Genomic DNA, 14,947 nt, shown 5'->3' with positions numbered 1-14,947 from the left:
CAGCGCAGACTACCGGCAAGGAGGCCGCCGAATGAACGCGCAGCGGAAGGCACGGACCGAGCAACAGCGCACCGCACTGACCGGCGAGGAAGGCGCGGCGTGGCGGCGCTGGGGCCCGTACCTCAGCGAACGCCAGTGGGGCACCGTCCGCGAGGACTACAGCGACAACGGCGACGCCTGGTCCTACTTCCCGCACGACCACGCGCGCTCCCGCGCCTACCGCTGGGGCGAGGACGGCCTCGGCGGCATCAGCGACGACAAACAGCGGCTCTGCCTGGCCCTCGCCCTGTGGAACGGACGTGACCCGATCCTCAAGGAGCGGGCGTTCGGGCTCACCAACAGCGAGGGCAACCACGGTGAGGACGTCAAGGAGTACTACTTCTACGTCGACAGCACGCCCACGCACTCGTACATGCGCTACCAGTACAAGTATCCGCAGGGCGAGTTCCCGTACAACGACCTCCTCGTCACCAACGGCTCCCGCGGCCGCCAGGACTTCGAGTACGAACTGCTCGACACGGGGATCTTCGACGACGACCGCTACTTCGACGTGACCGTCGAATACGCCAAGGCGGACCCCGACGACGTACTGATCCAGATCACCGCCGACAACCGCGGCCCCGAAGACGCCTCGCTCCACCTGCTGCCGACGCTCTGGTTCCGCAACACCTGGTCCTGGGCCGACGGCGCGCCCAAACCCGAACTGGCCGCCGTCGCGGGAGCCAAGGGCACGTCTGTCATCCGCGCGACGCACCCCGAACTCGGCGTCCACGAACTGCACGTGGAGGGTGACGTCCCCCTCCTGTTCACCGAGAACGAGACCAACCACGAGCGGGTCCACGGCTCGGCCAACGCATCGCCGTACGTCAAGGACGGCATCGGCCGCTGCGTCGTCGACGGCGAGAGCGGAGCCGTGAACCCGGAGCGGACGGGCACGAAGGCCGCCGCCCACTACACACTCACCGTGCCCGCGGGCGGCTCGGCGTCCGTCCGCCTGAGGCTCGCGCCCGAGGGAGCGGACGTCTCCCTGGGGCGTGGGTTCGACTCCGTGCTGCGCGACCGCGTCAAGGAAGCCGACGCCTTCTACGCCGCGCTGACCCCGCCCTCGCTCGGCGAGGACGAGGCACGGGTCCTGCGCCAGGCCCTCGCCGGGATGCTGTGGAGCAAGCAGTACTACTACTTCGACCTGGAGCAGTGGCTGGCCGAGCACGGCCTCGATCCATGGAGCCCCGAGGCGCACGGCGTCCGCAACCGCGAGTGGTTCCACATGATCAGCGACTCCATCCTGTCCATGCCGGACAAGTGGGAGTACCCCTGGTTCGCCGCCTGGGACCTGGCGTTCCACACCGTGGCGCTGGCCGTGGTCGACACGGGCTTCGCCAAGCAGCAGCTCGAACTGCTGCTCAACGACGCCTACTTGCACCCCAACGGACAGATCCCGGCGTACGAGTGGAACTTCGGGGACGTCAACCCGCCCGTGCACGCCTGGGCCGCGCACTTCGTGAACATGATCGAGGAGCGCCTGACGGGCCACTCCGACCACGCCTTCCTCGCGCGCACCTTCCAGAAGCTGCTCACCAACTTCACCTGGTGGGTCAACCGCAAGGACCCGAACGGCCGCAACGTCTTCCAGGGCGGCTTCCTCGGCCTCGACAACATCGGCGTCTTCGACCGCAGCGCCGCCCTGCCCACCGGTGGCCAACTCGAACAGGCCGACGGCACGGCCTGGATGGCGCTCTACTGCCAGAACATGCTGCAGATCGCCGTCGAACTCGCCCAGGAGGATCCCGCGTACGAGGAACTCATCGTCAAGTTCGCCGAACACTTCCTGTGGATCTCCGCGTCCATGGACCGCATCGGCGAGCAGGGCGACGAACTCTGGGACGAGGAAGACGGGTTCTTCTACGACGTGCTGCGCCTGCCCGACGGTCAGGCGACACGCCTCAAGGTCCGCTCCATGGTGGGCCTGCTGCCGTTGTGCGCGGCGACGGTGTTCCGGGCCGACCAGCTCAGCGGAATCCCCCACATCACCGAACGCCTGCGGGAGTTCGGGCGGCGGCACCCGTCCCTGAACGCGACCCTCGCGGCGGCGCAGGCGGGCAAGGCGGGTGGCGCGCGGCTCCTGTCGGTCGTCGACGAGAAGAAGCTGATCCGGGTCCTCGGGCACCTCCTCGACGAGGGGGAGTTCCTCAGCCCGTACGGCATCAGGGCCCTCTCCCGCCACCACGCGGAGCACCCGTACAGCTTCTACGTGCACGGCGAGGAGCTGCGCGTCGGCTACCTCCCCGCCGAGTCCGACTCCGGCATGTTCGGCGGCAACTCCAACTGGCGGGGCCCGGTGTGGTTCCCGATGAACGCCCTCGTCATCCGCGCCCTGCTCAACCTCTACGCCTTCTACGGCGACGACTTCACCGTCGAGTGCCCGACCGGATCCGGCACCCAGCTGAACCTCTTCGAGGTCGCCAAGGAGATCTCCGACCGGCTCGGCCGCATCTTCCTGCGCGACGAGGACGGGCGCCGCCCGGTCTACGGGGGCCAGGAGAAGTTCCAGAGCGACCCGCACTGGCGGGACCTGATCGCCTTCCACGAGTACTTCCACGGCGACAACGGCGCGGGCATCGGCGCCGCACACCAGACCGGCTGGACCGGCCTGGTCGCCACCCTGATGGTCGTCTTCGGGCGCCTGTCGGCCGAGGACATTCTCTCCCGACCCGGAGGGCGGGCATCATGAGCGCGCTGCCGCCGCAACCCGTGATCCACGAGGTCAACACCTGGGTCTGGCTCAGGGAGTTGGCGCGTCGTACCGGCCGTCCCGTCGGTCTGGGCGACGTGTCGAAGGACGCCTGGGACGAGATCACCCCGCACGGCGTCGACGCCGTCTGGCTGATGGGCGTGTGGGAACGCAGCGCCGAGGGCCTGGGCATCGCCCTTGCCGATCCCTCACTCCGGACCGCCTTCACCGGCGCGCTGCCGGACGTCGGCGAGGACGACATCGTCGGATCCCCGTACTGCATCCGCCGCTACGCCGTCGACGAGCGCATCGGCGGCCCCGACGGGCTCGCCGTGGCGAGGGCGGAACTCGACCGGCGCGGCATCGGACTCCTCCTCGACTACGTGCCCAACCACGTGGCACCGGACAGTCCTTGGCTCACCGAGCACCCCGACTACTTCGTGCGGGGCACCCGGGACGACCTGGAGCGCGATCCGGCCGCGTACTACGAAACCGGCGGCGCCGTGTACGCGCGCGGCCGTGACCCCTTCTTCCCGCCCTGGCCCGACGTCGTCCAACTCAACGCGTACAGCGGCGCGTTGCGAGAGGGAACCGCCGACGTGCTGCGGCGCATCGGCGGGATCTGCGACGGGGTCCGCTGCGACATGGCGATGCTGATGATGAACGACGTCTTCGGCAGGACCTGGGGCGAGCGGGCCGGACCGGTGCCGACGCGGGACTTCTGGCCGACGGTCCTCACCGCCGTACGCGAGCGGCGGCCCGGCATGACCTTCGTCGCCGAGGCCTACTGGGACCTCGAATGGGAGCTCAAGGAGCAGGGCTTCGACTTCTGCTACGACAAGCGCCTCTACGACAGGATCGTCCACGAGAGCCCGGAGTCGGTGCGCGGCCACCTCCAGGCGGACATCGACTACCAGCGCCACCTCGTCCGCTTCCTGGAGAACCACGACGAACCACGCGCCGCCCAGACCCTCGGCCCCGCCAAGGAACGGGCCGCGGCCACACTGATCGCCACCCTGCCCGGCGCCACGCTGTGGCACGAGGGCCAGTTCACCGGGCGCCGCACCCACCTGCCCGTCTTCCTGACGCGACGTCCCGACGAGGCCTCGGACGACTCGCAGCGGGTCTTCCACGAGCAGCTCCTCGCGCGCGTGCACAAGAGCCGTATGCGTACGGGCGACTGGCGACTCCTGAGTTGCGACGGCTGGCCCGACAACCCCACGCACCGGTCGTTGCTCGCGTGGTGCTGGTCGGGCGAGGCGGGCCGACACGTGGTCGTGGTCAACCTTTCCGACCGGCGGGCCCAGGCCAGGATCCGACTGCCATGGTCTGAACTGTCCGGTGCCGTCTGGCAGTTGAATGACCTGATGGATGGGGCGCGGTACGAGCGCGAAGGCGACGAACTGCTCGCCCCCGGCCTCTACGCCGATCTGGACGCATGGGGGAGCCATGTCTTCTCGGTCGAGGCGGGCCGTGGTTGAGCCGGGTGGTGCCCCTCGCTCGACGAGGTGGCTGGCGCGCGCGTCACTGGCGGGCGCCGCGGCGGCCGTGGTGGTGCCTGCCGCGTTCGCGGGACTGCGGACCTTCGGGCTGTTGCTCGTCGGACTCATCGGTACGGCGGCAACGGTCGCGGCGGTCTGGTGGATCCTCACACGCAGAGGTGTGCTGCGCGTCCTGTCCGTGGCCCTCGCGCTCGCTGCCCCGGCCTGGGTCCTCCTGGCGTACACGCGGGCCCATCTGACGTGGGTCGTGGCGGTGTCGGGCGCGCTGTGGCTGGTCGCCGTCGGCGCCGGCCGCGCCGCCCTCACCCGGCGGGAGGCTTCCGCTTCGACGGCCTCGACGCGCCAGGCGGCCCCGATGGCGGAGCATCCGGCGTCCGAGGTCCGGCACCCTTTCCTGATCATGAATCCGCGCTCGGGCGGCGGCAAGGTCAACCGGTTCGCCCTGCGCGAGAAGGCCGAGTCCCTGGGCGCCGAGGTGCTGCTCCTTGACGGGCCCGTCGAGATCGACGTGGCCGACGCGGCCCGCAAAGCCGCGGCGGAGGGCGCCGACCTGCTCGGGGTCGCCGGCGGCGACGGCACCCAGGCGCTGGTCGCCGACGTCGCCGCCTCGCTCGGGCTCCCCTTCCTGGTGATCCCGGCGGGTACCCGCAACCACTTCGCGCTCGACCTGGGCCTCGACCGCGACGACCCGGCCAAGGCGCTTGACGCGCTGCGCGACGGCGTGGAGCTCCACGTCGACCTCGGCCGCGCGGCCGGCAGGCCGTTCGTCAACAACGTGTCGTTCGGGGCCTACGCCGAGGTCGTGCAGAGCCCCGACTACCGCGACGGCAAGACGCGCACCACCCTGGAACTGCTTCCCGATCTGCTGCTGGGGCACGAAGGCGCAAGTCTCACCGCCCATGCCGGGGCGCACACGTTCTCCGCGCCGCAGGCCCTGCTGGTGAGCAACAACCCCTACGGCACCGGTGACTTCGCGGGGATGGGGCGTCGCGCGCGACTGGACAGCGGTGAGCTGGGCTGCGTCGGAGTGAACGTCTCCAGCGCCGCGCAGGCCGCGGGACTGCTGCGGGGCCGACGGTCCACCGCTACGACGCGGGCGACCGCGACGGACGTCGTCGTCGAGGCCGACCGGGAGTGGATCCCCGTCGGCCTCGACGGTGAGGCTCTGCGGCTGCGCGTGCCCGTGCGCTGCGAGGTGCGGCCGCTGGCTCTACGGGTGCTCGTGCCCCGGAGCCGTCCGGGCGTGCGCCTGGCCCGTCCACCGCTGGACTGGCGGCTGCTCGGCCGACTCGCCTACAGAGGCGCCCCGTAGGCCTTGTGGGCCTCTCGGTGCCCGTACACAGCCAGGGACCAGATCACCAGGACGTCGAGGGCGATGAGGATCGCGGACCACGCCGGGTGGTACGGGGTGAAGATGAAGTTCTCCAGCGCACTGACACCCGCGACGGTGATGCCGACGACGCGCGCCCACGTGCGGCCGCTGAAGATGAGGAACGCCGCCGCCAGGACGACGATGCCGGAGACCATCTGGATCCAGCCCCGCCAGGCGACGTCCAAGTCGTACGTGTAGTCGTTCTGCTGGCGGGCGAAGTTGTGGTCGAGGACCGTGGCGAGGCCCGCGATCATGTGGAACAAGCCGATGATGGCCAGGATGCACACGGCGAACACGACACCGCCGATGGTGATCAGGTGGACGCGGGGCTCGGGCTCCGGCGCGCCGGAGCCGGTCTGACGTGAGCTTGGGGGGGACTGCCCTGAGGGAGTCCGTCCTGTGGGAATCTGCTCAGCCATGTGTGGACCTCCTGTTCTCTGGGCTCAGAGCATCCCGTCCGGTCTGTCCGCGCGACTCACCCCCAGAGGATGAGCTTGCTTCGGTCACCGCTGACCGGGCGTCCACTCCGCGTCCGTGCCGGTCTCCTCGCGGAACGCTTCGACGGCCGCTTCGACGGTGGGGAAGAAGTGGCCCGGATCGATGGTGCGGGTCAGCTCGTAGCGTTCGACCTTGCGCCGCACCGGATCCTTGAGCTCGGCGAACACCAGGTTGATGCCGAGCTCGTTGAGCGTCCGGTCCAGGTCCTCCAGTACGTCGGCGGCGGTGGTGTCCACGTCGGTCACGGGCTCGGCCGCGATCAGGATCCAGCGCGGCTGCGGTTCGCCGCGGGCAAGGCGCAGCACCTCGCCCCGGAAGGACTTGGCGTTGGCGAAGAACAGCGGGGCGTCGAAGCGGTGGATCACCAGGCCGGGCAGCTGCTCGGCGTCCGGGTAGGAGCGGATGTCGTGATAGCCCTCCACGCCCGGCACCCGTCCAAGGACCGCGTTGTACGGCCACCACGCCCGCCGGAAGACGTTGAGGATGGAGAGGCCGACCGCGACCGCGATCCCGGCCAGCACACCGAGCAGGGCCACGCCGAGAAAGGCCGCGATGCACAGCAGGAACTCCGCCTTGCGCTGCTGCCACAGGCGCCTGGTCCCCGCGAGCTCGGCGAGCGACAGCGACGCCGTGATGACCACGGCGGCGAGCGCGGGCTGCGGCAGGCTGCGGAAGAGACCAGGGACCAGCACCAGCATGAGAACGATCAGCAAGGCCCCGACGACCCCCGTCAGTTGAGTCCGGGCGCCCGCACGCTCGGCCACCGCCGTCCGCGACCCGCTCGTGCTGACGGGAAAGCCCTGGAACAGGCCGGCCGCCAGGTTCGCCGAGCCGATCGCGACCATCTCCTCGCTGCCGCGCACCTCCTGGTTCGAACGGGCCGCGAACGCCGAGGCGTTGGAGATCGTGTCGGCGAGCGACACCAGAGCGATGCCGAGCGCCCCGACGAGGAGCGGGGCGAGGTCGTCGAAACGGATGTCGGGGATCGTCAGCGGCGGCAAACCCTGGGGCAGTTCGCCCACGAGGCGTACGCCGTGGTCGTCCAGGTCGAAGAGGGCCGACGCGCCCATCGCCAGGAGCACCATCACGAGCACGGCCGGGATCTTCGGCAGCCAGCGCTGCAACACCAGGACCAGCACGATTCCGAGGGCGCCGACCGTCACGGCCGCGGGCACTGTCTTCCCGTCGGCCAAACCGCTCGCGAAGTCGGCCACTTCACCGATCAGTCCATCGGCGTCCGTACTGAAGCCGAACAGTTTCGGCAACTGGCCGATCAGAATGGTCAGGGCCAGTCCGTTCATGTAACCGATCATGGTGGGCTTGGAGATCAGGTCGGCGATGAAGCCGAGCTTCGCCACTCCGGCCAGGAGCGTGATCGCCCCGACCATCAGCGCGAGCACCGAGGCGAGTGCGACCGCCCGTTCGGGGTCCCCGTCGGCGGCGATCAGGGGCAGGATCGTCGCCGCGATCATCGGGCCGAGCGAGGAGTCAGGACCGAGCACCAGGATCCGTGACGGGCCGAAGACGGCGTAGGCAAGGAGACACAGCACGGAGGTGTACAGGCCGGTGATCGGAGGCAGTCCCGCCAGTTCCGCGTACGCCATGCCCTGCGGCACCAGCAGAGTGGTGAGGACGATGCCCGCGACGACGTCCTTGACGAGCCACTCGCGGCGGTAGCCCGCGAGTGTCCGCACGCCGGGCGGTGTGCCGCGCACGGTCACCACGCGCCGGTGGCCGACATCAGACGGCCGCCACGCGCGCGGTTGCCGAGCGCCGGTGCTGCGCGGTCATGGTGGCCATGGCGGGGCCTCCGTCTCCGAGTCGGATGCTGTGATGCGCACCTGCGTCCGGAGATCCTGTGCCCGTCCGGCGGCTTCCGTCGTCACCCTCAGAGGGTGACGACGGACGTCCGGCGGCTCACGACGATGAGCGGCATCCGGCCCCCCCGCGTGCCGCATGCGCAGTCGGCCGGTGTCGGACGTCCTGACGACCACGATGGAGACGAGGTGATGGCCGTGCCGCCCACGTCCATCGGAGAAGGCGGCCCAGGGCGCGCACCGATCACGGCTCGGCAGGTGCTCGCGCCGCTCGCCCTTGCTCAGTTCATCTGCAGCTTCGCCGGTTCCAACATGAACGTGATGATCAACGACATCAGCGAGGACCTCGACACCACCGTGCAAGGGGTGCAGATCGCGATCACCGTCTTCCTGCTCGTGATGGCGGCGCTGATGATTCCCGGAGGCAAACTGACCGACCGGTACGGCCGCAAGCGGTGTCTCATGGCCGGTCTCGTCGTGTACGGCATCGGTGCCCTGCTCAGCGCTGCCGCACCCGGTCTCGGTGTCCTCATCCTCGGCAACTCGATTCTGGAGGGCATCGGCACGGCCCTGCTGATCCCGCCCGTCTACATCCTCGCCACGATGCTGTTCACCGAAGTCGTCTCCCGCGCCCGCGCGTTCGGGACCATCATGGCCCTTGGCGGCATCGGCGCCGCCGCGGGCCCGCTGATCGGGGGACTCATCAGTTCGGCGCTCAGCTGGCGTGCGGCTTTCGTCTTCCAGGCACTCGTGATCGTAGTGATCATCCTGCTCGCCCGCCGGATCGAGGACCCGCTGCCCCCGGATCCGACGCGTCACTTCGACACCGGCGGAGCGGTCCTCTCGGCCGCCGGCCTCGTCTGCGTCGTCATGGGAATCCTCGCCGCCGACAACAACGTCTGGCTCATGGCCGCCCTGCTGCTGATCGGCGCGCTGATTCTGCTGTGGTTCTTCCGGTGGACGCATGCCAAGGAGCGGTCGGGTGTGGAACCCCTCCTTTCGAACAGCTTGTTCCGCGACCGGACGTCCAACCTCGGCCTCGTCACACAGCACACCCAATGGCTTGTGCTCATGGGGGTGTCCTTCGTGGTGTCCGCCTATCTGCAGGTGGTGCGCGGGTACGACGCGATCAGCACCGGGGCCATCTTCACGGCGGCCACGGCCGGTCTCCTCGTGGCGTCGCTAGGCGCCGAACGCCTCGCGAAGCGTTACGCGCAGCGGACCCTCATCATGGTGGGCTTCGCGGTCACCCTCGGCGGAATCGGTGTCCTCCTCGGCCTGGCGAGCGGTTCGCCGAGCCCCTGGGCCATGGTCCCCGGTCTGCTGCTGATCGGTCTGGGACTCGGTGTCATGCTGACTCCCTCGGTCAACGTGGTGCAGTCGAGCTTCCCCGAGGACAGGCAGAGCGAGATCTCGGGTCTTTCCCGCAGCGTGTCCAACTTGGGTTCCGCGCTCGGCACGGCGGTCGCAGGCACCGTCATCGTCGCCGACCCGGCCGTCGGCGCGTACGCCGCGGCCCTGATCGTGCTTGCCGTCATCGGACTCGGCGGGTTCGTCGCGGCGGCGATGCTTCCCCGGGGCGGGGTTCCCCGCTGAGGGCGGCGCCGACCTGGTCGGCGACCGCTTCGGCTTCGGCCGGATCCCGCAAGGTGGCCGGTATCTCTGGCGGGGCAGGGCCTCACCGTATGGCGATAGCCACTGCTCTGTGGTCCTTCACGCTCATCTCTGTGGTTCTTCACGCTCGTCGTGGGACTGCTCACGCTCACTCCTGACATTGACACCGCGCTCACCGTGCGGACGGCGGCACTTGGCCGCCGCTGTCGCGCCCGGGGGTGGTTCTCGGGATCCAGACCGGAGCTCTGTGGTGGGGAGCCCTGACCTCACTCGGGCTGACCGCACTGCTGACCGCTTCCCAACTGGCGTACGAGGCTGTGCGCCGGGCAGGGGTGCTGTACCTGTTGTGGCTTGGTGAGCGCATGCTGTGGGACGCACTGCGCCGGACGGGCGGTCACGGAACCGTCGGCGGCGCAGATCAGGCGCTCCGGGACAGCCTGGCCGAGGGCTGGCGCCAGGGCACGCTCACCAATCTGCTCAACCCGAAGGCGGGCGTCTTCTGCGTCGCTGTCCTGCCGCAGTTCATCCCGGCGGGCGCACCGCATTTCACCACCGGAGTTCTCCTGGCAGGCGTCCACGTTCTGCTGGTGGTGTGGTCGACCGCGTTGATCGGCTTCGCGCGGACGCTGCGGGGCTGGCTTCAGCGCCCCGCCGCCCAACGTGTACTTGGCCGCATCACAGGAACCGTCGTCGTCGGACTCGGCCTGCGCTTGGCCGGGTCCGACTGAGAACGGCCCGCAGGCCATGGCCGCGGCCAGAGGCTGGTCTCCGGCATCAAGGCCGCCACGCGGCCACGGACTGTCGCGCAGCCCACTTGCACCTCCTCTTCGCGTGCCGCTTCACCCGGGCGGCGTCGGCGAGGGCGGCGTCCAAGGTGGGGTAGGGGCTGAAGACGTCGCAGAGCCGCACGATGCGCAGGAGCGCGAGCGTGCGCGGGTGCGGGCAGACCAGCAGGAGTTGCCCGCGGTGACCCGCGACACGGCTTCTGGCACGGCACAGCAGCCGCAGACCGGAGCAGTCGAGGAAGGTGGTCGGGGTCAGGTCGATCACGACCAGGGCCTCGCGCGGCTCGGTCGCGCGGTCCAGATGGGGAACGATCTCCAAGGCGGCGGCGATGTCGATCTCGCCGTGGAACTCCAGGACCGTGTGTCCTTGGGTGCGGTACGCGCGCACGTGTCGCGTGGAGGGCGGAGGGCCGAAGGCCACGATGCTTCACCTCGGTACGCGTCGGCCTGTCCCTGAGTGGTGCAGGCGAAGCAGATGGGGCAGAGCCACCGGGGACTTGGGCGACACGGGTGTGGCGAGCTGCAGGTACTTGCACGGACACGGGGCATGGGGCTGGGGAACGGATGCCTGAGAGGTCTCCCCGGGGTCCGGTTTCCCTCACCACTGTGGTTCCCATGATGTGCCCATTTCAGCCATGCGTCATCAAGGACGCGGACCCGACTTGGGCGCTCCGCCCGGTGGCGGCACGTCGAAAGCCGGGCCCGCGCCCTTGGGGAGGCGCGGTTCAAGCCGAGCCCTCACCCGACCCGGCAGACCGCCTCTCCGGTGAGCCCGGTGCGGCTACTGGGTGTTGAGGTCCTCTGCGAGCCGATGAGGTGAGGTCGGCCTTGAGTACGGCTGGAGAGTCGTGCAGCGCCTTCCCGCAGGCAGGAGGCCAGCGCCGATGACCCGCATCACCACCACCAGCCGCCCGGACACCCGCCGGGCCAGCCGGGCGCTGTCCCTGCCCGGCCTGTTCCGTCTGGCCAGCGAGCTGGACGAGCCGCCGCCGCGGCAGCCTGCAGGCCGCCTTCGACGACCTGATCGCCGACCAACTGCGCCACGCCATCGACCGGGCCCGCGACTTCGCCTTCGTCCCCGGCGACGAGGACGAACGGGTGCGCTACCGGCTCACTCCGCGCGGCGAAGACCTCGCGGACGCGTACGACCGAGCCGCGCGCTGGGCCCGTGCCCACCCATGCCCCACGTACCTACCAATGCCCCACGGCAGCAAGCGACTTCGGCACCCGCGTCCAGCAGGCCCTCACCCTGCTCGGCCAGGTCCTCGCGGCCGTACGCGGTGCCTCTCGGAGTGGCGGCTCCAGCGGGCTGCTCGTACCCGGGGGTTCGATCCTCAGCCGCCAGGCCATCTCCGAACTCGACGGCCCGCGGACCGCCTTGGACACCTGGCTCCAGGCAGATCCGCTCGCCCCGCAGCACACGGTCGTCCGCTCCCTCCGCGCGACGGACGGAGATGGAGCCCGCCGCGTGAGATCCCGCGTCGGACCCCGGTACGCCGACCGACCGGCCCCCACGCTGCTGCGCGGCGTCTACCTGCCGCGCGGAATGCACGCCGGGGCCTTTGCGATGCCGACGTACGGCATCCCCTTGTTGGTGCTCGCCACCACCAACTCAGCGGCCTTGACCGGCTTGGCGTTCGCGCTGGAATGGGTGCCGTGCCTGAGCGCCTTCGCCGTCGCCGGGACCAGGGCCGACCGCCACGGCACCCACCCGCGTCCTGCGCATCGCCTCGGCGACGCGAGCCCTGGTGGTCGTAGCCGCCGTTCTGGCCCTGCTGCACTTGGCGGACGGGCTTTCCACCACGGTCGCCGTCATGCTGCTTGCCGCCTCGAACGGCGTGCTCACCGAGTTCTCGTACATCGCCGCCGAGACGGCGGGCGGCATCGCCGGCCGTCAGGCAGGCGAGCGTGCCCACCGGGTGCGGTCGGTAACTCCTGGGCATCGACCAGGTCGGCACCTTGGCCGGACCTGGCGTCGTCGGCCTGGCGCAAGGGTCAACGCGACTTGAAGGCCAAGCCCGGCGACCCGGTCACCGTGACCGTCACCAACACCGAGACCCACAGCACGCCGCCGAGCCCGACGGCTCCCTCACCCCCAACGGGGCGGCCCTGGGGGTTCACCCCCAGGGCCGCCCGTGGCAACACCTCAGATCGTGTAGGCAGTCCAGCCGACGGTCTCTGTGGCGTGCTTGCCGTCAGCCGACACGCCGCCACCGAGGATCTCGTTGAAGCGGATGCGGAACCCGGTGTTACTCACGTTGTGCAGCCGGACGCCCGGCGTTTCGGGGCCGTTGAAGGTCTGCACGGTGACCTGCACGATCACGTCCGAGCCGGCCGGGAACGGGGTGGGGAAGTTGACCTGCTTGAAGGTGTCCGTCTTTCCGCCCACCGTCTCAGTGGAATGCGGTGAGTCCAGAGACAGCTTGCCGTTTTGGATCATGCTCATGACGTTGCCCCTTCGTTTCTGCTCTCCGAAGGCACCGATTGGTACCCCGGGTGCCGCCGTGGGGAGGCTGCCGATTCAAGCGCCGTGCGCACAGTCGGGGAAAGCCTCTTTCCCGACAGCTTCGTGAGCTACGACCAGGAACACGCGGACGACATCGCGCCTACAAGCTGAGTGACGGCACTGCGGTCGCACCTGCCCCCCGAAATCCCCGCGATTCCGGGGGCTATCGACGCGTTGGCCGGCTCGCTCACAGAGCTGGCCGCCACCGCGCGGGAGACCGTGGAGACCGGCCGGAAGCGGGCCTGCTGATGACCTCCACCGAACCCGCCACGACCGGAACAGCGGACGCCCGCCAGGAGGCGGGCGTCGTCGCGAAGCTCTCCACCCTGGACCGCTTCCTCGCCGTCTGGATTCTCGCGGCCATGGGCCCTCGGCCTTGGGCGCCTGATCCCCGGCCTGAACGACGCGCTTGCCGAGGTCGAGATCGGCGGGATCTCCCTAAGGCGAGACGATGACGTCGCAGCCGCTGGATGTCGCGCGGATCGCTGCCGCTGCTGGTCTACTTCGCTGTGATGCGGTGCGGGACCTTCGCGCTCGGCAAGGCGATCGGCCTGCGCTACGACCGCACGGCGACGCTCGCGTTCACCGCGGCGGGCAACAACTTCGAGCTGGCCATCGCGGTCGCCATCGCCACCTTCGGCGTGACCTCCGGCCAGGCCCTGTCCGGGGTCGTCGGCCCGCTCATCGAGGTGCCGGTCCTGGTGGCGCTGGTCTACGTCTCACTCGCCTGGCGCCGGAAGTTCACCACCCGCGCCGCGGCACAGGCTGCCTGAACCGTCGGCCAGTCCGGCCCCGGGGTGACCATGGAGGAGCCCCGGGGGAGCCGTGCCACCGGCCGTCAGTCGATGGCGGGGCTGCGGCGCTCGACCAGGATGACGTCACGCCAGAGGCCGTGATGCCTACCGATCCGCTCCCGAGTGCCGATGACCCGGAAACCTGCCCGCTCGTGCAGAGCAAGGCTCGCGGTGTTCTCCGGGAAGATCCCGGACTGGATCGTCCAGATCCCGGCCGCCTCCGTGGACGCGATCAGGGCCTTCAGTAGTGCCCCTGCGACTCCCCGGCCGCGAGCCGCTGCAGACACGTAGACGGAGTGCTCGACCACACCGGCGTACGCGCACCGGTCGGAGGCCCGCCCGGCGGCGACCCACCCCAGCACCGTCCCGCTCTCATCGAGCGCGGCGAAGCGATGCTCGGGCAACCGGGCGGCGTCGAACGCCTCCCACGACGGTGCCGCGGTCTCGAATGTGGCATTCCCCTCGTCGATCCCGGCCTGATAGATCGCCAGGACCTGCGCGGCGTGCTCCGCCCGCATCGCCACTACGACGGCGCCGCAACGCACCCTGCCCCTCCCATGTTCCGTTCAGACTGCGGTCGGCAGGGTCAGTAGCCGGCCCATCGCCGCCAGGACGCTCGGCTCGACCCGGTAGTACACCCAGGTCCCGCGCCGCTCGGAGGTGAGCAGGCCGGCGTCCTTGAGCTTCTTGAGGTGGTGGGAGACGGTCGGCTGCGAGACCCCGACATCGGAGATGTCGCACACGCACGCCTCACCGCCCTCGTGCGAGGCGACCAGCGAGAACAGGCGCAGCCGTACCGGATCGCCGAGAGCCTTGAACATCCTCGCGGTCCGCTCCGCCTCCTCCGCGCTCAAGGGCCGTTCGGTCAGCGGCGGGCAGCACGGCGCCACGCCCTCGCTCGGCTGGCTCAGCACCGGCAGCTCCACCACATTCGGATTCGACATACGTCAATATTGACATCTGTCGATGCCGCATGGCAACGTTCCCCATATCGACAGACGTCGAATCAAGAGATCGACGTCACCCGCCTGCCCTGGAGAACGTGATGAGTCAGAGCACGCCCGCCGCCCTACCGACCGTGGTCATCGGCGCCGGCCCGATCGGTCTGGCCGCTGCCGCCCACCTCGTCGACCGTGGCGTCGAACCGCTCGTCCTGGAGGCCGGACCGTCCGCGGGCAACGCGGTGCGCGACTGGTCGCACGTGCGCCTCTTCTCCACCTGGGCCGAGGTCGCCGACCCCGCCGCCGAGAAGCTCCTGGCCCCCACCGGCTGGGTCAAGCCCGACGGCGCCACCTACCCCACCGGCGGCGACTGGGCCGAGCAGTACC

At 70.0% G+C, this 14,947-nt stretch carries 13 protein-coding genes and 1 pseudogene; 7 read left to right on the top strand and 7 right to left on the bottom strand.

Annotated elements, in window-relative coordinates:
* Nucleotides 1-31 precede the first annotated feature (31 nt).
* Genes ACZ6BG_RS29950 through ACZ6BG_RS29940 form a run of 3 tightly spaced genes read left to right on the top strand, consistent with a single transcriptional unit; the run spans nt 32 to nt 5,545 of the window.
* Nucleotides 32-2,731 (top strand): MGH1-like glycoside hydrolase domain-containing protein, encoded by a 2,700-nt coding sequence (locus tag ACZ6BG_RS29950; protein WP_469007261.1) that lies wholly within the window; start codon nt 32-34, stop codon nt 2,729-2,731.
* Entirely contained in the window at nt 2,728-4,212 is a 1,485-nt protein-coding gene (locus ACZ6BG_RS29945; protein ID WP_469007258.1) for an alpha-amylase, read from the top strand. The genes ACZ6BG_RS29950 and ACZ6BG_RS29945 overlap by 4 nt, the downstream gene beginning before the upstream one ends.
* The gene (locus tag ACZ6BG_RS29940) at nt 4,181-5,545 is read left to right on the top strand and encodes a diacylglycerol/lipid kinase family protein (RefSeq protein WP_469007256.1); all 1,365 of its coding nucleotides are present in this window, start codon (nt 4,181-4,183) and stop codon (nt 5,543-5,545) included. Before ACZ6BG_RS29945 ends, ACZ6BG_RS29940 begins: the two co-directional genes overlap by 32 nt.
* Here ACZ6BG_RS29940 and ACZ6BG_RS29935 read toward each other — a convergent pair.
* On the bottom strand, nt 5,527-6,024 hold the full coding sequence (locus ACZ6BG_RS29935) for a DUF7144 family membrane protein (protein WP_469007253.1): 498 nt from the start codon (nt 6,022-6,024) through the stop codon (nt 5,527-5,529). The genes ACZ6BG_RS29940 and ACZ6BG_RS29935 overlap by 19 nt on opposite strands.
* Before the next feature lie 84 nt (nt 6,025-6,108).
* Entirely contained in the window at nt 6,109-7,797 is a 1,689-nt protein-coding gene (locus tag ACZ6BG_RS29930) for a SulP family inorganic anion transporter (protein ID WP_469007251.1), read from the bottom strand.
* A gap of 315 nt (nt 7,798-8,112) precedes the next feature.
* Here ACZ6BG_RS29930 and ACZ6BG_RS29925 point away from each other — a divergent pair, with 315 nt between their 5' ends.
* Nucleotides 8,113-9,516, top strand: a complete 1,404-nt coding sequence (locus tag ACZ6BG_RS29925; protein ID WP_469007678.1) for an MFS transporter — start codon at nt 8,113-8,115, stop codon at nt 9,514-9,516.
* Nucleotides 9,517-9,752: 236 nt separating this feature from the next.
* Entirely contained in the window at nt 9,753-10,262 is a 510-nt protein-coding gene (locus ACZ6BG_RS29920; RefSeq protein ID WP_469007249.1) for a LysE family translocator, read from the top strand.
* A gap of 46 nt (nt 10,263-10,308) precedes the next feature.
* On the opposite strand, the gene ACZ6BG_RS29915 is transcribed toward ACZ6BG_RS29920, so the two are convergent.
* The 3 genes from ACZ6BG_RS29915 to ACZ6BG_RS29905 form a co-directional block, all read right to left on the bottom strand.
* On the bottom strand, nt 10,309-10,740 hold the full coding sequence (locus ACZ6BG_RS29915; RefSeq protein WP_469007246.1) for an STAS domain-containing protein: 432 nt from the start codon (nt 10,738-10,740) through the stop codon (nt 10,309-10,311).
* A 1,109-nt stretch (nt 10,741-11,849) separates the two neighbouring features.
* The gene (locus ACZ6BG_RS29910; protein WP_469007244.1) at nt 11,850-12,026 is read right to left on the bottom strand and encodes a hypothetical protein; all 177 of its coding nucleotides are present in this window, start codon (nt 12,024-12,026) and stop codon (nt 11,850-11,852) included.
* Nucleotides 12,027-12,465: 439 nt separating this feature from the next.
* Nucleotides 12,466-12,765, bottom strand: a complete 300-nt coding sequence (locus ACZ6BG_RS29905; RefSeq protein WP_469007242.1) for a hypothetical protein — start codon at nt 12,763-12,765, stop codon at nt 12,466-12,468.
* A 502-nt stretch (nt 12,766-13,267) separates the two neighbouring features.
* Here ACZ6BG_RS29905 and ACZ6BG_RS29900 point away from each other — a divergent pair.
* Nucleotides 13,268-13,598, top strand: a pseudogene (locus tag ACZ6BG_RS29900) (arsenic resistance protein); the annotation flags it as partial.
* A 65-nt stretch (nt 13,599-13,663) separates the two neighbouring features.
* Here ACZ6BG_RS29900 and ACZ6BG_RS29895 read toward each other — a convergent pair.
* Entirely contained in the window at nt 13,664-14,137 is a 474-nt protein-coding gene (locus ACZ6BG_RS29895) for a GNAT family N-acetyltransferase (RefSeq protein WP_469007240.1), read from the bottom strand.
* Between the two features lie 48 nt (nt 14,138-14,185).
* Nucleotides 14,186-14,563, bottom strand: a complete 378-nt coding sequence (locus tag ACZ6BG_RS29890) for an ArsR/SmtB family transcription factor (RefSeq protein ID WP_469007237.1) — start codon at nt 14,561-14,563, stop codon at nt 14,186-14,188.
* A 101-nt stretch (nt 14,564-14,664) separates the two neighbouring features.
* Between ACZ6BG_RS29890 and ACZ6BG_RS29885 the strand changes: the two genes are divergently transcribed.
* On the top strand, nt 14,665-14,947 hold a 283-nt coding region (locus tag ACZ6BG_RS29885), incomplete at its 3' end, for an FAD-dependent oxidoreductase (protein WP_469007235.1).

The sequence above is a fragment of the Streptomyces sp. NPDC041205 genome (genome assembly GCF_055591765.1).
The sequence above is the reverse complement of the archived record's forward strand: the minus strand, read 5'-3'. Positions and strand labels throughout refer to the sequence as shown.